Genomic DNA, 15,924 nt, shown 5'->3' on the forward strand with positions numbered 1-15,924 from the left:
GCGTTTTGCGCATATGCAATCGCAGCGCTGATTCGTGCAGCAGCATGGGCGATTTGCTTCGTTGGCGCGGCGGACCCGGCCGCGAAGAATGGCCACCAGCCCCGGGCCCGTGTGGGCCGGGAGGAGGAGGCGGCGTGGCGCGTGTGGGGCGCGCCACGCCCGCGTCTGACCACACCCCTGTTTCTGGAGAGACCCATGACCCATCCGCTTTTCCGCCGCGCCGCCGCCGCGCTCGTGCTCGGCCTCATCGCCCCCCTGGGCACGGCCAGCGCCGAGGTGCTGCCCTCGATCAACCTGCAGCTCACGCCCTGGACCGTGGTGGCGCGCGAGAAAGGCATCTTCAAGGAAGAGTTCGGCAAGGTCGGCACCCGGGAGGTCAACCTGATCGCCTCGGGTGGCGCCGAGCTCATCGGCGCGGAAACCGCGGCCGTGAGCAAGGGCGCGATCTCGATCGCGCAGCGCATGATCTACCCGGCCACGGTGCACCGCGCCAACGGCCTGGACGGCGTGATCGTCTGGGTGTCGGAGCCGTCCAACCGCTACCGCGCGCCGGTGCTGGCCGCGGCCTCGAACAAATCGGTGAACACGCTGGCCGACCTCGACGGCAAGAAGTTCGGCAGCAGCCGCATCAGCTGCTACTGGTCGGCGCCCACCGAGGCGCTCAACGCCGTGGGCCTGCCGCTGGACACACGCCAGACCAAGGGCCGCGTGCGCTACGAGTCGATCGACAACGCCTCGGTGGCGCTGTCGGCCGTGCTTTCGGGCGCGACCGACGCCACCACCACCCACCTGGCCGCAGGCAACGCCACCGGCGCCTGGCTCTCGGGCAAGTTCAAGGTGGTGGGCCACGTGCCCGACGACGGCGTGTACGTGAACCACGCGGGCCGCGTCACCTACTTCGCCAAGCGCGAGTTCGTGAACAAGTACCCCGAGGCGGTGAAGGCCTTCCTGGCCTCGCGCGAGCGCGCCATGGCCTGGACGCTGGACCACGTGGACGAGGCCGCGAAGATCGTGGCGCGCGAGCTGCGCCTGCCGATCGAGGTGGCCAAGTTCCAGATCACGCACCTGGGCCAGTGGGAGTTCATGTCGGGCGAGCCCAATGCCGAGCGCGCCCGCCACTCCATCAAGACCTTCATCGACTACTACGTGAAGCAGGGCGACGACATCCTCGGCGAGCGCCGCCTGACCCCGCAGCAGATCGACGCCTTCGTCGACGGCCGCTTCTTCGTCGGCGGCACGCACTCGATCTACCAATGAGCAACAGCCTCGCTTTCGACCTGGGCGATCCCGCGCTCGCCCGGCCCGTGCCGCTGCTGCCCCGGCTGCGGCGCTGGTTCCACCCGGGCCGCCTGATCGGCTTCGTGCTGCCGCTGGGCGTGCTGCTGCTGTGGCAGCTCGCGGCCAGCCGGCAGTGGATCGACCCGGTGTTCCTGCCCGAACCGGCGAAGGTGGTGCAGGCCTTCTTCAAGATGCTGGCCGAGCAGAAGCTGCTGCTCGACTTCGGCGTCAGCCTGGCCATCGTGTCGCAGGGTTTCGCGTACGGCGCGGGTGCCGCACTGCTGCTGGGCATCGGCGCCGGCCTGTCGCGGCGCTTCGAGCAATTCCTCTCGCCCACCTTCGACACCATCCGTCACATCCCGGGCATCGCCTGGTTTCCGCTGATCGTGCTCTGGCTGGGCCTGGGCGCGCCGGCCAAGATCCTGGTGATCGCCAAGTCGGTGTTCTTCCCGGTGTTCCTCAACACGCTGCAGGGCATCCGCAACGTGGACAAGGCGCACATCGAGCTCGCGCAGGTGCTCACGCTCACGCGCTGGCAGCTGGTGCGCAAGATCGTCCTGCCCTCGGCCATGCCCACCATCCTGGTGTCGCTGCGCTACGCGGCGGGCCTGGCCTGGGCGCTGGTGGTGGTGGCCGAGGGCCTGAGCGGGCTCGAAGGCCTGGGCTTCCTGATCTTTCGCGCACAGGGCCTGCTGCTGACCGACCAGTTGCTGGTCTGCATGGTGGTGATCGGCCTGGTGGGCTTCGCGATCGACCGCGGCATGTTCCTGCTGCAGCGCCGCGTGCTGCGCTGGAAACAGGGCTTCGAAGGCTGAAGAAGGAGATGGCCATGGCAGAACCCGGTCGCCTCGAAGTCAAGGGCGTTTCCAAGCGCTACACCACCCCCGGCAGGCCGCCGCTCGACGTGCTCGTGAACGCGGGCTTCGACGTCGAACCCGGCGCCTTCGTGTCCATCGTGGGCCCGAGCGGCTGCGGCAAGTCCACGCTGCTGCGGCTGATCGCGGGCCTCGACCCCGATCACCAGGGCGAGATCCGGCTGCACGGCGAGCGCATCGTGGGCACCAGCCTGTCGCGCGGCATCGTGTTCCAGGACCACCGCCTGCTGCCTTGGCTCACGCTCGAACAGAACGTGGGCCTCGCGCTGATCAACGCGGGCCTCACGCCCGACCAGCAGCGCCAGGCGGTGCAGCAGCACATCGACCTCGTGGGCCTGCAGGGCTTCGAGAAGGCCTGGCCGCACCAGCTCTCGGGCGGCATGGCGCAGCGCGGCGCGATCGCGCGCGGCCTGGTGGGCCAGCCCGAGATCCTGCTGCTCGACGAGCCGCTGGGCGCGCTCGACGCGCTCACGCGCGTGCGGCTGCAGGAGGAGCTGCAGCGCATCTGGCGCGCCGAGGGCGTGACCATGATCCTCGTGACGCACGACGTGGACGAGGCGCTGTTCCTGAGCGACGAGGTGATCGTGATGAACGCCAACCCCGGTCGCATCGTGAAGCAATTGCGCGTGGACCTGCCGCGCCCGCGCGACCGCGTGAGCCCGGCCTTCGCGGCGCTCAAGCGCGAGGTGCTCGAGGCCATGCACGAGCAGCCCGCGCCCGCGGCGGCCTGATGCGCTGCCCGACCCGGCGCACCGCGCGGGCCGCGGCGTTCGCGGCCCTGCTCGCCGCGGCCCTGTCGTGTGCGCACGCGGCCGGGCCGCCGCCTTCGTCGGACCTGCCCGACCTCGCGCCGCTGCGCGCCCAGGTTTACGCGGGCGAGTACGCGCGCGCCTGGCCGCGGCTCACTGCGCTTGCGCGCACCGTGCACCACGCCGAGCTCTACAACCTGCTGGGCTACACCGCGCGCCAGATGCGCCGCTTAGACGAGGCCGCGCACTGGTACCGAGAGGCCCTGCTGTACGACCCCGAGCACCGCGGCGCGCTCGAGTACCAGGGCGAGCTGTTCCTCGCCCTCGGCGATGTCGCGGCCGCGCAGCGCAACCTGCGCTACCTGGAGCTGCTGTGCGGCACCGGGTGCCGCGAGTACCGGCTGCTCAGGCAGGCGCTGGACGCCGCGGTGCCGTCCGCGCCGGCGGCGCGCTGACCGAGCCCCCCAGCGCGGCCAGCAGCCCCGGCACCATGCGGTGGATCTGCGCCGCGATGTACATCGCGCCGCCCGGGTCGCCGAAGGTGCCCAGCGTGGGCGGGCCGACCAGGCGCAGGTGCTCGCGCGCCGCGCCGTCGCGGCCGATCGGGCGGCATTGCGCGTCCACCGCATAGCCCACGCCCACGGCGTCGGGGCGCAGCCAGCCCTGGGCCACGAGCGAACGCAGCAGCGGGTTGCCCGCGGTGCGCGAGGCCACGTCCAGGCCGGTGCAGTTCACCACCGCGTCGAAGCGCGTCTGGTGCGGCGCGTCGGCGCCCGCGGCCTGCAGCTGCGCCACCAGCGCCTGGCCTTCGGCGCGCAGACCGCGCAAGCGCGCGGCCAGCGGCTGCACCCGGCCCGCGGCGATGGCCGCGTTCACGATGGCCTCGGTGGGCGGCGGCGAGCGGAAGCGGTGCATGTCGTACCAGGGCCGCAGCCGGCGCAGGAAGCGCTGCTGCTGCGCCAGCGGCAGGCGCGGCCAGAGCTGCCACACGGTGTCGCGCAGCGCGTCGAAGTCGGGGTACCAGTGGCCACCGGCCGCGCGCACCCGGGCGCGCAGCGCGCGGAGCCAGGCGCGCGCGCTGGGCTCGGCCTGCAGCAGCCAGTCGGGCGCGGGGCCGAGCACACGGTCGAGGTTGTCGCGGCCCTCGGGCACCGGCAGCGGGCCGCTGAAGGGCGGCTGCGGGCGCGGCCGCAGGCCGCGGCGCGACAGCAGCACCGCGCCGCCCGCGTGCCCCTGGCGCTCCAGGGTGCAGACCACGTCGAGCGCGGTGAGCCCGCTGCCGATCACGAGCACGCGCGCGCTGCGCGGGATGTGGCGCAGGCGCTCGGTGTCGAGCGGGTTCTCGATCACGCCCGGGTGCGCGGCCAGCGCCGGTTCGAGCGGCGCGGGCAGGCGCGGCAGCGCATTGCCGGTGGCCAGCAGCAGCAGGTCGGCGGCGATGTTCTGGCCCTGGTCGGTGAGCACCACGGTCTCGGCGCCGCGCTGCAGCGCGCCGATCGCGCGCGCCTGCACCGTGTGCAGCGTGCTGCCCGAGGGTGTGGCCTGCGTGTGCACGCCCACCTGGTCTTCGAGGTAGGCGCCGAACACGGCGCGCCGCACGAAGGCCGCCCCGCTGGGCTGCCGCGCGCGCGGGTCGTGGTCGAACACGCCGTGGGCCTCGCACCAGCGCGTGAAGTGGCCGCCGTCGAGCGGGTCCACCGAGTGCACCCAGGTCGGTCCGTTGAGGCGGTGGTCGGGGTCGTGCGTGGCATAGGCCAGGCCCGGCCCGATCCGCTCGCGCGCCTCGATCAGCGTGATGGCCAGCGGCGCCGGGCTGCGCCGCACGAGCTGCACCGCCGCGCTCACGCCGGTGAAGCCGCCGCCCACGATCGCGATGCGCTTCATGCGCTGGTCACCGCTTCGGTCGTCGCCTCGGCGCCGATGGCCAGCGCCAGCGCGTCCTCGATCACCGCGCGGGTGAGGCTGGGCGCGAAGTTTTCGATGAAGGCGAATGCGTAGCCGCGCAGCAGGCTGCCGCGGCGCACCGCGAGCCGGGTCACGTTGATCTCGAACAAGTGGCGCGCATCGATCGCCTGCAAGGGGCGGTCGCGCTCGGGATCGACCGCGATCGAGGCCACGATGCCCACCCCCATGCCCAGCTCCACATAGGTCTTGATCACGTCGGCGTCCATGGCGGTGATGACCACGTCGGGCCGCAGGCCCGCGCGCGCGAACGCGTCGTCGATGTGCGAGCGGCCGGTGTAGCCGCGGTCGTAAGTGATGATGGGGAACGCGGCCAGCCGCTCCAGGCTCGGCGGTCCGCCGTGCAGCAAGGGGTGGTCGTGCGGCACCACGATGCTGTGCGTCCAGCGGTAGCAGGGCAGGGTCACGAGTTGCGGGTAGCCCGCGAGCGCCTCGGTGGCGATGCCGATGTCGGCCTCGCCGCCGAGCAGCATCTCGGCCACCTGCTTGGGCGAGCCCTGGTGCAGGTTGAGCGTGACCTGCGGGTAGTGCTGACGGAAGTCGCGCACCGCGTGCGGCAGCGCGTAGCGCGCCTGCGAGTGCGTGGCCGCGATCGAGAGCGTGCCCTCGGCGCGGTCCACGAACTCGCGCCCCGCCACGCGCAGGTTCTCGGCCTCCTGCAACAGCCGCTCCACGATGGGCACGAGCACGCGGCCGGGCTCGGTGAGGCCGGTGAGCCGCTTGCCCGCGCGCGCGAAGATGGTGATGCCGAGCTCGTCCTCGAGTTCGCGGATCTGCCGGCTCACGCCGGGCTGCGAGGTGTAGAGCATGGCGGCCACCTCGGTGAGGTTGAAGCCGCAGCGCACCGCCTCGCGCACCGAGCGCAGTTGCTGGAAGTTCATGGGGGCGGCTCAGAGCAGGGCGTCGGCCCAGATGTTCTGCGCCCACGAGCGCGCGTAGCGGCCTTCGAGCGCGTTCGCCTGCGCCGAGAGGCCGCCCGCGCCGGTCACCGGCGTCAGCGTCTTCTGCTCGGCGTTCCACTGGTGCACCGAGGCCACGTGCACCACGTCGTCCGGGCTCACGAAGCTGTAGCAGGTGTTGGCGATCACGGGCTCGGGGTTCACCGGGCGGCCCTGGATCAGCGCCACCACCGCGTCGGCCGCGACCTTGGCGTGGTTGTTGGCCATGAAGCCCGACTTGGGCATGCCCGGCGCCGACAGCGTGGCGTCGCCCAGCACGTGGATGCGCGGCGCCACGGTGGACTCGAAGGTCTGGAAGTTCACGCCGCACCAGGCGTTGTTGGCCGTGATCAGGCCCGCGGTCTGCGCGATGCGGCCGGCCTGCTGCGGCGGCACCACGTTGAGCACGCCCGCGCGCACGGTGTCGAACTGCAGCTCGATCGTGTTCGTGGCCGCGTCCACGCGCACCAGCTCGCTGTTGGGGCGGTACTCGATCAGGCCCGGGTAGCGTTCGGTCCAGGCCTTGAGGAACAGCGCCTTTTTCGAGGTGATGTCGGGGTTGGCGTCGAGCACCAGCACCTTGGCGCGCGGCTTGTGCCGCTGGAAGTAGCCCGCCACCAGCGAGGCGCGCTCGTAGGGCCCGGGCGGGCAGCGGTAGGGCGCCTTGGGGATGTGCAGCGCGTACACGCCGCCATCGGGCAGGGCCTCGAGCTGGCGGCGCAGCGCCACGGTTTGCGGGCCGGCCTTCCAGGCGTGCAGCACGCGCGCCTGCGCCTCGGCGCTCTGCAGGCCGGGCACCTGGTCGTAGCGGAAATCAACGCCCGGCGAGACGATGAGGCGGTCGTAGCGCAGCGTGTCGCCGCGCGCGAGCCGCACCTCCTGGCGCGCGGCGTCGATGGCCACCGCCTCGTCGCGCACCACGCGCACGCCGTGCTTTTTCTGCAGCGTGTCGTAGCCGGTGGTCAGGTTGCCGATCTGCTCGTGGCCGGCCAGCACCAGGTTGCTCAGCGGGCACGAGACAAAGGCGGCTTCGCGCTCGACCAGCACCACCTCGATCTCGGGCGCCCACAGGCGGATGTACTTGGCCGCGGTGGCGCCGCCGAAGCCGCCGCCGATCACGACCACGCGGGCCTGGGGTGGCGAGAGGGCGGCGCAGCCGGGCAGGGCCAGGGCGGCGCTGGCGCCGCCGAGGGCGAGCAGGGTTCTGCGGTTGAGGGTGGGGTTCATGGGGGGGTCCTCGGCGGGCTCATCGGGGCAGGCGCGCGAAGTGCGCGGCCAGGCGTTCGAGCTGCGCGTCGCTGTAGCCCTTGGCGTGCTGGTGCATCACGGTGGCGGGCAGCTGGTCGCGCTTGTAGGCCAGCAGCTTGGTGAGCAGCACCTGCTTGTCCTGGCCGTTGATGGCGGGGATGGCGCTGTTGCTGCGGCCGTCGGTGCCGTGGCAGGCCGCGCAGGACGCGGCCCAGGCGCGCGCCTGCAGGTCGGGGGTGGCGGGCTGGGCGTGGGCCGCGCCGCACAGGGCGAGCGCGGCCAGGGCCAGGGTTCGGTTCATCGGGGGCCTCCTTCGTCGGGGCGCTCGGGGGCGGGCGTTCAGAAGCCGGCCAGCACCGAGCCCTTGAACTCGGTCTGGATGAACTGCCGGATCTCGGGCGACTGGTAGGCCTTCACGAGCTTGGCGACCCAGGGCTTGTCCTTGTCGGCCTCGCGCACCGCGATCAGGTTCACGTAGGGGCTCTTGGCGCTTTCCTGCGCGATCGCGTCCTTGCCCGGGTTCAGGCCGGCGGAGAGCGCGTAGTTGGTGTTGATGGCCGAGGCGTCGAGGTCGTCGAGCGAGCGCGGCAGTTGCGCGGCGTCGAGCTCCACGAAGCGCAGCTTCTTGGGGTTGTTCACCACGTCGAGCGGCGTGGCGCGCAGGCCGACCTCGGGCTTGAGCTTGATCAGGCCCTGGTCCTGCAGCACCAGCAGCACGCGGCCGCCGTTGGTGGGGTCGTTGGGGATGCCCACGCGCGCGCCTTCGGGCAGGTCTTTCAGGCTCTTGACCTTCTTGCTGTAGATGCCGATGGGGAAGTTCACCGTGTAGCCCACGGGCACGAACTTGTAGCCGCGGTCCTTGATCTGGTTGTCCAGGTAGGGCTTGTGCTGGTAGCTGTTGGCGTCGAGGTCGCCCGCGGCGAGCGCGGCGTTGGGCTGCACGTAGTCGCTGAACTCGACGATCTGGATCTTCAGGCCGTCTTTCTCGGCGATCTTCTTCACCTGCTCGAAGATCTGCGCGTGCGGGCCGGCGGTGACGCCGACCTTGAGCGGCTTGTCCTGCGCGAGCGCGCCGGTGGTGAGGGCGGCGGCGATGGCCGCGGTCAGGGTGGTCTTGAGCAGTTGCCGTTTGTTGAGCATGGAAGGTCCTTGGAATGGAGGGAACAATGAATCAGCGGTGGTTGAGGCGGCGCACCAGCGCGTCGCCCGCGCTTTGCACCGCCTGCACGAACACGATGAGGATGAGCACCACGGCGACCATCACCTCGGGCAGGAAGCGCTGGTAGCCGTAGCGGATGCCGAGGTCGCCCAGGCCGCCGCCGCCGATGGCGCCGGCCATGGCGGAGTAGCCGGTGAGGCTCACCAGGGTGATGGTCAGGCCGGCCACGATGCCGGGCACGGCCTCGGGCAGCAGCACCTTGAAGACGATCTGCGGCGTGGTGGCGCCCATGGCCTGAGCGGCCTCGATCAGGCCGGCATCGACCTCGCGCAGCGAGGCCTCGACCAGGCGCGCGATGAAGGGCGCGGCCGCGATCGTCAGCGGCACCACGGCGGCCGCGGTGCCAATCGACGAGCCCGTGATCCAGCGCGTGAACGGGATGATCGCGACCAGCAGGATGATGAAGGGCGTGGAGCGCACCGCGTTCACCACGCCGCCCACGGCGCGGTTGAAGGCCAGGTTCTGCAGCACGCCGCCGTGGTCGGTGAGGCGCAGCAGCACGCCCAGCGGGATGCCGATGAGCGCGCCCACCAGGCCCGAGAGGCCCACCATGACGGCGGTCTCGCCGAGCGAGGTGAGGAAGAGCTCGCGCAGCGGCGCGGGGAACCAGGTGTCGAGCCGGGTGAGCAGGGTCTCAAGCATGGGCGATCTCCTGCACCTGCACGCCGGCGGCGCGCAGGTGGCCGATGGCGGCCTGCAGTTGGGTGTGCGCGCCGCGCGCGAGCACCGCGAGCGAGCCGAAGGGCAGGCCCTGCACCTCGTCGATCTGGCCGTGCACGATGTTCAGGTCGAGCCCGAAGCGGCGCACCAGGTCGGACAGCAGCGGGCGGTCGCCATCCGCGCCGGCGAACACCAGACGCAGCAGGCTCGCGCCGCCGTGGCCGTGCGCCGGGGCGAGCAGCGCGCGCACGCGCTCGAGCACGTGGGCCGGCAGTTCGCGCGGCACCACGTCATCGAGCAGGCTGCGCGTCATCGGGTGCGCGGGCCGGCTGAAGACCTGCAGCGTCTCGCCCTGCTCCACCACCTCGCCGGCCTCGAGCACGGCCACGCGGTGCGCCACCTGCTTGATGACCTGCATCTGGTGCGTGATGAGCACCACGGTGAGCTGGAGCTCGCGGTTGATCTGCTGCAGCAGCGCCAGGATGGCGCGTGTGGTCTCGGGGTCGAGCGCCGAGGTGGCCTCGTCGGACAGCAGCACCTGCGGCCGGCTGGCGAGCGCGCGCGCGATGCCCACGCGCTGCTTCTGGCCGCCGCTGATCTGCGCCGGGTAGCGGTCGGCCAGGCCCGCCAGGCCCACGAGCTCGAGCAGCGGGCCCACCCGCGCGCGGATCGCGGCGGCGTCGAGGCCTTCGAGTTCGAGCGGCAGCGCCACATTGCCGTACACGGTGCGCGAGCTCAGCAGGTTGAAGTGCTGGAACACCATGCCGATGCCGCGCCGCTCCTCGCGCAGGCCGCGGGCGTCGAGCGCGGTGAGTTCGCGCCCGGCCACCGTGACGCGGCCCTGCGTGGGCCGGTTGAGCAGGTTGATGGTGCGCACCAGCGAGCTCTTGCCCGCGCCGCTGCGGCCAATGACGCCGAAGACCTCGCCGCGCGCCACGTGCAGGTCGATGCCGCGCAGCGCGTGCACCGGGCCCTGCGGGCCGCGGTAGGTCTGGTGGATGCCCTCGAGTTCGATCATCAGAGCTTGGCGATCGAGACTTCGGTGGACTTCACCAGGGCGACCACCTCGGAGCCGACCTGCAGGCCCAGGTCTTTCACCGAGCGCGTGGTGATGACCGAGGTGACGATGCCCCAGGGCGTTTCCACATCGACCTCGGACACGACGTCGCCGAAGATGATTTCGCGCACCTTGCCTTTGAACTGGTTGCGCACGTTGATGGCTTGAATGGACATGGGAATCTCCTGAAAGGGGGGAATGAAGAAAGGGATCAGATGGCCCAGCGCAGCGCGTGCGCGGGCGTGGGCAGCCACCGCGGCTCGTTCGAGGGCGGCGCGGCGTCGGGTTGCTGCAGCACGCGGTCGAGGATGCGTTTTTCGATGGCGGCGAAGGCCGCGTCGCCGCGCGAGCGCGGGCGGGCCAGCGGCACGCGCTCGTCGAGCGCGATCGCGCCGTCCTCGATCAGGATCACGCGGTCGGCCAGGGCCACCGCCTCCTGCACGTCGTGCGTGACCAGCAGCGCGGTGAAGCCGTGGCGTTTCCACAGGCCTTCGATGAGTTCGTGCATCTCGATGCGCGTGAGCGCGTCGAGCGCGCCCAGCGGTTCGTCGAGCAGCAGCAGGCGCGGCTGGTGCACCAGCGCGCGCGCGAGCGACACGCGCTGGCGCTGGCCGCCCGAGAGCCGGGCCGGCCAGTCGGCGAGCCGGTCGCCCAGGCCGACCTGGGCCAGCACGGCCTCGGCGTCTGGCTGGCGCTCGGGCGGCAGGCCCAGGGCCACGTTGTCGCGCACGCGTTTCCAGGGCAGCAGGCGCGCGTCCTGGAACATGATGCGGGTGTCCTCGCGCAGGCCCTGGACGGGCTGGTCGTCCACGCGCAGCTCGCCCGCGCTGGGGGTTTCCAGGCCCGCGACCAGGCGCAGCAGCGTGCTCTTGCCGCAGCCGCTGCGGCCCACGATGGCCACGAACTCGCCAGGCTCGATCACCAGGTGGTTGTCGCGCAGCACCTCGCGCGGGCCGAAGCGCTTGGAGAGGCCGCGCAGTTCCAGGCGCAGGCCGCCCGCTGTCAGGTCCGGGTTCGCCATCGCCTCAGCCCTGCGGTTGGAACAGGCCGATGTCGAGCGCGTCCACGCGCCGCGGCAGCAGCTTCTCGGCGAAGAAGGCGTCGGCGATCTTCTGCTGCTCGGCGATGTTCTGCGGCGTGGCCGCGCGCACCGCATAGCTGCGGCGCGCGTTGGCGCGCTCGACGATGGCCGGGTCCAGGCCCCAGAAAGGCGCGAGCAGGGCCGCGGCCTCCTTGGGCTGGGCCTTGACCCAGCGGCCGGTTCTTTCGAGCTCGGCGTAAATCACGTTGAGCACGTCGGGGCGCGCCTGCGCGAAGCGCGTGCTCGCGAGGTAGTAGCGCGTGTACGAGGCCAGGCCGGTGCCGTCGGCGAGCACGCGCGCGTTGGCCTGGACCTGCGCGGCCGACAGGAACGGGTCCCACACCACCCAGGCGTCGATCGCGCCGCGCTCGAAGGCGGCGCGGCCGTCGGCCGGCGTGAGGTAGGCCGGCGTGATGTCGGCGAACGACAGGCCGGCTTTTTCGAGCGCGGCGATCAGCAGGTAGTGCGCGCCCGCGGCCTTGGCGAAGCCCACGCGCTTGCCCTTGAGCTCGGCCACGGTCTTGAGCGGCGAGTCGCTGCGCACCAGGATGGCCTGGGCGGTGGGCGAAGGCGCTTCCTGGGCCACGAAGCTGAGCCTGGCGCCCGCGGCCTGCGCGAACACCGGCACGGTGTCGGCGACGTCGGCGCTGAAGTCGAGGTTGTCGAGGTTGAGCGCTTCGAGCAGCGGCAGGCCGCTGGTGAACTCGTGCCAGCTCAGCGACACGCCCAGCGGCGCCAGCCGCTGCTCGAGCGTGCCCTGCAGCCGCAGCACCGCGATCAGCGTGGACGATTTCTGGTAGCCGATGCGCACGGTGCGCGGGGCGCTGCCCTGCGCGAACGCCAGGCCGCCGGCGAGGGCCGCGAGCGCACCGAGCGCGCCGCGGCGGGGAAGGGAGGTCGAAGACATGGTGACCTTGTCAGAAGAAGCGTTGGAGAAAGGGGGTGTCATGTCTGGTAGCCGGGGTGCCAGCGCAGCCACGCGCGTTCGAGCGTGCGGGCGAACACGTCGGCGAGCTTGCCGAGCGCGGCGTAGAGCAGGATGCCCACGAGCACGATGTCGGTCTGCAGGAACTCGCGCGCGTTCATCGTGAGGTAGCCGATGCCCGACTGCGCCGAGATGGTCTCGGCCACGATCAGGATCACCCACATCAGGCCGAGCGAGAACCGCAGGCCCACCAGGATGGACGAGAGCGCGCCCGGCAGGATCACCTGCCAGTACAGGCCCCAGCGCGACAGGCCGTAGGTGCGGCCCATCTCGATCAGGCCCGGGTCGACGTTGCGGATGCCGTGGTAGGTGTTGAGGTAGATCGGGAAGAACACCGCGACCGCGATCAGGAACAGCTTGGCGGCCTCGTCGATGCCGAACCACAGGATCACCAGCGGGATCATGGCCAGCGCGGGGATGTTGCGCACCATCTGCACCGTGGAGTCGAGCAGGGTCTCGAAGAAGCGCACCGAGCCCGTGAGCAGGCCCAGCAGCAGGCCCAGGCCGCCGCCGATGGCCAGGCCCGCGAGCGCGCGGCCCGCGCTGACCTTCACGTGCTTCCAGAGCTCGCCCGATTCGGCCAGCGCCCAGAAGGCGCGCAGCACATCCCAGGGCGCGGGCAGCACGCGCGTGGACAGCCAGCCCTGCAGCGAGGACAGCTGCCACAGCGCGATCAGCGCCAGCGGCACCGCCCAGGGCAGCAGCCGCTGCGCGGCGTTCGATGAAGCGAGTCGCACGCTCATGGACTCCACCGCTCAGCTCTGCGCTGCGCGCGGCACGTACACATTGGCCACGGTCTCGCCGAAGGGGCCGTTGAGCACCTGGCCGGGCAGCTTCTCCTGCAGCGCGCGCGGCAGCAGCGGGAACACCAGCTCGGCGAAGCGGTAGGCCTCTTCGAGGTGCGGGTAGCCCGAGAAGATGAAGTTCTCCAGCCCGAGCGCGGCGTATTCCTGGATGCGCTCGGCCACCTGCTGCGGGTTGCCCACCAGCGCGGTGCCGGCCCCACCACGCACCAGGCCCACGCCGGCCCAGAGGTTGGGGCTGATCTCGAGGTCGGCGCGCGAGCGCTTGGCGCCGCCCGCGTGCAGCGCGGCCATGCGGCGCTGGCCTTCGGAGTCCATCTTCGCGAACGCGGCCTGCGCGCGCGCCACCACCTCGTCGTCGAGCCGGCTGATCAGGCGCTCGGCGTCGGCCCAGGCCTCTTCTTCGGTCTCGCGCACGATCACGTGCAGCCGGATGCCGAACTTCACCGTGCGGCCGTGCTTCGCCGCGCGGGCCTTCACGTCGGCCACCTTCTTCGCGACCTCGGCCGGCGGCTCGCCCCAGGTGAGGTAGGTCTCGACCTGCTCGGCGGCGAGCTCGTGCGCGGCCTCGGACGAACCCCCGAAGTACACCGGCGGGTGCGGCCGCTGCACCGGCGGGAACAGCAGCTTCGCGCCCTTGACCTGCAGGTGCTCGCCCTCGTAATCGAAGGCCTCGCCGCGGTGGCTGCGCGCGAGGATCTCGCGCCAGATGCGGATGAACTCGGCCGACTGTTCGTAGCGCTGCTCGTGGTCGAGGAACACGCCGTCGCCTTCGAGCTCGGCGCGGTCGCCGCCGGTGACGAGGTTGATCAGCAGCCGGCCGTTTGAGAGGCGGTCGAAGCTCGCGGCCATGCGCGCGGCGAGCGCGGGCTGGTGCAGGCCGGGGCGCACGGCCACCAGGAACTTCAGGCGCTGCGTCACGGGCAGCAGGCTCGCGGCGACCACCCAGGGGTCTTCGCACGAGCGGCCGGTGGGGATCAGCACGCCTTCGTAGCCGAGGTTGTCGGCGGCCTGGGCGACCTGCTTGAGGTAGCCGTGGTCGAGCGCGCGCGCGCCCTCGGCCGTGCCGAGGTAGCGGCTGTCGCCGTGCGTGGGGATGAACCAGAAAAGTTTCAAGGACATGGCGGGTGCTCTCAGACGGCGGCTTCCAGCACGTTGATGCGCTTGGGGATGAGCTTGAGGTTGAAGAAGGTGTCGGCGATGGCCTGCTGCTCCTGCAGCACGGCGCGCGTGATGGGGCCGGTGCCGTACTGCGCGCGGCCCACCGAGCGATCGACCGCGGGCCGCGGCAGGCCCCAGAGCGGCGCGAACTCGGCGGCCAGCGCGTCGCGGTTCGCGCTGCCCCACTGGTCGATCTGGTTGATCTCTTCGATCAAGGCCTTGATCACGTCGGCGTTCTTCGCGGCGTAGTCGAGCGAGGAGAAGAAGTAGCCGCGGTTGTTCACCACACCCGTGGCGTCGGCCAGGATGCGGCCGTTCAGGCCCACCTCGGCGGCGGCCAGGAAGGGGTCCCAGATCACCCAGGCGTCGACGGCGCCGCGCTCGAAGGCGGCGCGCGCGTCGGCCGGGGGCAGGAAGACCGACTGCACGTCCTCGTACTTCAGGCCGTGCTTCTCGAGCAGCTTCACGAGGAAGTAGTGCACGTTGCTGCCCTTGTTGTAGGCCACGCGTTTGCCCTTGAGGTCGGCCACGGTCTTGATGGGCGAGTCCTTGGGCAGCAGCACGGCCTCGGCCGCGGGGCGCGGCACGGTGGCGGCCACGTAGGCCAGCGGCGCGCCGGCGGCCTGCGCGAAGATGGGCGGGGCCTCGCCCACGTCGCCGAAGTCGATCGAGCCGACGTTGAGGGCTTCGAGCTGCACCGGGCCGGCGGTGAACTCGGTCCAGCTGAGCTTCACGCCCAGCGGCGCCAGGCGGCGTTCGAGCGTGCCGCGGCCCTTGAGCAGGCTCAGCAGGCCTTTCTGGTGGCCCACGCGCAGCACGCGCGGGGCGCTGGCGGGCGACTGGGCGAAGGCCGGCAGCGCGGTGGTGGCGGCGGCGGCCGCGCCGGTGAGCACGAAGCGGCGGCGGTTGGGTTGGAAGAGGGTCATGGCGAGGCTCCTGGTTCGAGGAAGGGCGTGAAGCGGGTTCAGGGCGTGGGCACGGGCAGCAGCAGCAGCGCGAGGCCGAAGGCCCCGATGACCGCGGCGAGCGCGGCCCAGGCCCAGCGCGTGAAACGCGCGCTCAGCGGCGCGGGCGCCTCGGCTGCGGCCGGGGTGGCGTGGTCGTGCGTGGGCCAGGGGCCGGCTTCGGCCTGGGCCAGGTGATCGAGCAGTTGGCTCATGGGCGGTCCTTTCGGAGGGGCGCAGGCGCGAGCAGGCAACGGCCGTCCCGGCCACCCGCGCGGTGGCTGAAAACAAAGGGGGGAGGGGATCGGTGAAGACGCGGCGCGGCGGGCGTGCCGCGGGCGTCAGACGCTACATCGCACCTGCGCGAAGGGCACCGGTGCGAAGGCGCCCGAGGGCGGCATTCGCAGGCCGTCCTGCAGCAGGTGGTGCACGGCCTCGTCGAGGCGCTGGTCGAGCTCGGGCGTGCTGCCGTAGTCGCCGTTGTCGCCCTTGGGCAGTTGGGCGTCGCTGGCGTAGACGCCGGGCAGGATGTGGCGCGCGCCCAGCGACTGCAGCACGGGGCGCAGCGCGTAGTCGAGCGCGAGCATGTGGTGCGGGCTGCCGCCGGTGGCCAGCGGCAGCACCGCCTTGCCCTTGAGCCCGCTTTGCGGCAACAGGTCGAGGAAGACCTTGAGCACGCCGCTGTAGGCGGCCTTGTAGACCGGCGTGGCCACCACCACGGCGCGCGCCGATTCGACCTGCGCCAGCGCGTGCTGCACCGACTTGTGCGTGGTGTCGGCCAGCAGCAGCGCCTGCGGCGAGAGGTCGCGGATGCGCAGCCGGTCGATCAGCGCCTGGCGCAGGCCCAGGCGCTGCGCCACGGCGTCGAGCAGGGCGGCGGAGCGCGAGTGCTCGGACGGGCTGCCGGCGATGAGGAGGACGGACACGGTGAGGCTTCCCTGGGGTGTGTGACAGCGCGGGGCTT

General features: G+C 71.8%; 19 protein-coding genes. 4 read left to right on the forward strand and 15 right to left on the reverse strand.

Going from position 1 to position 15,924, the window contains the following annotated elements:
• Positions 1-195 precede the first annotated feature (195 nt).
• From WDZ95_RS16340 to WDZ95_RS16355, 4 genes are read left to right on the forward strand one after another with little or no spacing between them, the layout of a single operon-like run.
• Positions 196-1,257, forward strand: coding sequence for an ABC transporter substrate-binding protein (locus WDZ95_RS16340; RefSeq protein ID WP_425779923.1), 1,062 nt, complete (start codon positions 196-198; stop codon positions 1,255-1,257).
• Positions 1,254-2,093 carry an ABC transporter permease gene (locus tag WDZ95_RS16345; protein WP_166229394.1) on the forward strand — a complete coding sequence of 280 codons (840 nt, stop codon included), beginning with the start codon at positions 1,254-1,256 and terminating at the stop codon, positions 2,091-2,093. The genes WDZ95_RS16340 and WDZ95_RS16345 overlap by 4 nt, the downstream gene beginning before the upstream one ends.
• Before the next feature lie 14 nt (positions 2,094-2,107).
• A complete protein-coding gene (locus WDZ95_RS16350) occupies positions 2,108-2,884 on the forward strand; it encodes an ABC transporter ATP-binding protein (protein ID WP_425779926.1) in 777 nt (258 codons plus the stop codon).
• Entirely contained in the window at positions 2,884-3,357 is a 474-nt protein-coding gene (locus tag WDZ95_RS16355; RefSeq protein ID WP_425779928.1) for a tetratricopeptide repeat protein, read from the forward strand. The genes WDZ95_RS16350 and WDZ95_RS16355 overlap by 1 nt, the downstream gene beginning before the upstream one ends.
• Here WDZ95_RS16355 and WDZ95_RS16360 read toward each other — a convergent pair.
• From WDZ95_RS16360 to ssuE, 15 genes are all read right to left on the reverse strand, one after another.
• A complete protein-coding gene (locus tag WDZ95_RS16360; protein WP_425779930.1) occupies positions 3,308-4,786 on the reverse strand; it encodes an FAD/NAD(P)-binding protein in 1,479 nt (492 codons plus the stop codon). The two genes, WDZ95_RS16355 and WDZ95_RS16360, sit on opposite strands and share 50 nt — an antisense overlap.
• Positions 4,783-5,745, reverse strand: a complete 963-nt coding sequence (locus WDZ95_RS16365) for a CysB family HTH-type transcriptional regulator (RefSeq protein ID WP_425779932.1) — start codon at positions 5,743-5,745, stop codon at positions 4,783-4,785. The genes WDZ95_RS16360 and WDZ95_RS16365 overlap by 4 nt, the downstream gene beginning before the upstream one ends.
• 9 nt (positions 5,746-5,754) lie before the next feature.
• Entirely contained in the window at positions 5,755-7,029 is a 1,275-nt protein-coding gene (locus WDZ95_RS16370) for an FCSD flavin-binding domain-containing protein (RefSeq protein ID WP_425779934.1), read from the reverse strand.
• 19 nt (positions 7,030-7,048) lie between these two features.
• Positions 7,049-7,351: a c-type cytochrome gene (locus WDZ95_RS16375; protein ID WP_425779936.1), complete on the reverse strand. Its 303-nt coding sequence runs from the start codon at positions 7,349-7,351 to the stop codon at positions 7,049-7,051.
• Between the two features lie 38 nt (positions 7,352-7,389).
• Positions 7,390-8,190: a MetQ/NlpA family ABC transporter substrate-binding protein gene (locus WDZ95_RS16380; RefSeq protein WP_425779938.1), complete on the reverse strand. Its 801-nt coding sequence runs from the start codon at positions 8,188-8,190 to the stop codon at positions 7,390-7,392.
• 31 nt (positions 8,191-8,221) lie between these two features.
• Positions 8,222-8,911 (reverse strand): methionine ABC transporter permease, encoded by a 690-nt coding sequence (locus WDZ95_RS16385; RefSeq protein WP_287468557.1) that lies wholly within the window; start codon positions 8,909-8,911, stop codon positions 8,222-8,224.
• Positions 8,904-9,947, reverse strand: a complete 1,044-nt coding sequence (locus tag WDZ95_RS16390) for a methionine ABC transporter ATP-binding protein (RefSeq protein WP_425779941.1) — start codon at positions 9,945-9,947, stop codon at positions 8,904-8,906. The genes WDZ95_RS16385 and WDZ95_RS16390 overlap by 8 nt, the downstream gene beginning before the upstream one ends.
• A complete protein-coding gene (locus WDZ95_RS16395) occupies positions 9,947-10,162 on the reverse strand; it encodes a TOBE domain-containing protein (protein ID WP_166229414.1) in 216 nt (71 codons plus the stop codon). Before WDZ95_RS16395 ends, WDZ95_RS16390 begins: the two co-directional genes overlap by 1 nt.
• Before the next feature lie 35 nt (positions 10,163-10,197).
• On the reverse strand, positions 10,198-11,007 hold the full coding sequence (locus WDZ95_RS16400) for an ATP-binding cassette domain-containing protein (protein WP_425779943.1): 810 nt from the start codon (positions 11,005-11,007) through the stop codon (positions 10,198-10,200).
• Positions 11,008-11,011: 4 nt separating this feature from the next.
• Positions 11,012-11,974, reverse strand: coding sequence for an aliphatic sulfonate ABC transporter substrate-binding protein (locus WDZ95_RS16405; RefSeq protein WP_425779945.1), 963 nt, complete (start codon positions 11,972-11,974; stop codon positions 11,012-11,014).
• A gap of 38 nt (positions 11,975-12,012) precedes the next feature.
• Positions 12,013-12,795 carry an aliphatic sulfonate ABC transporter permease SsuC gene (gene ssuC / locus WDZ95_RS16410; RefSeq protein WP_425779947.1) on the reverse strand — a complete coding sequence of 261 codons (783 nt, stop codon included), beginning with the start codon at positions 12,793-12,795 and terminating at the stop codon, positions 12,013-12,015.
• 12 nt (positions 12,796-12,807) lie between these two features.
• A complete protein-coding gene (ssuD, locus tag WDZ95_RS16415; RefSeq protein ID WP_166231467.1) occupies positions 12,808-13,971 on the reverse strand; it encodes an FMNH2-dependent alkanesulfonate monooxygenase in 1,164 nt (387 codons plus the stop codon).
• Between the two features lie 17 nt (positions 13,972-13,988).
• Positions 13,989-14,942, reverse strand: coding sequence for a sulfonate ABC transporter substrate-binding protein (locus WDZ95_RS16420; RefSeq protein WP_166229422.1), 954 nt, complete (start codon positions 14,940-14,942; stop codon positions 13,989-13,991).
• A 38-nt stretch (positions 14,943-14,980) separates the two neighbouring features.
• On the reverse strand, positions 14,981-15,175 hold the full coding sequence (locus tag WDZ95_RS16425) for a hypothetical protein (protein ID WP_166229424.1): 195 nt from the start codon (positions 15,173-15,175) through the stop codon (positions 14,981-14,983).
• Between the two features lie 126 nt (positions 15,176-15,301).
• Positions 15,302-15,886, reverse strand: coding sequence for an NADPH-dependent FMN reductase (gene ssuE, locus WDZ95_RS16430; protein ID WP_166229426.1), 585 nt, complete (start codon positions 15,884-15,886; stop codon positions 15,302-15,304).
• Positions 15,887-15,924 lie beyond the last annotated feature (38 nt).

The organism is Hydrogenophaga sp. T2 (assembly GCF_049843535.1).
Lineage (GTDB): Bacteria > Pseudomonadota > Gammaproteobacteria > Burkholderiales > Burkholderiaceae_C > Hydrogenophaga > Hydrogenophaga crocea.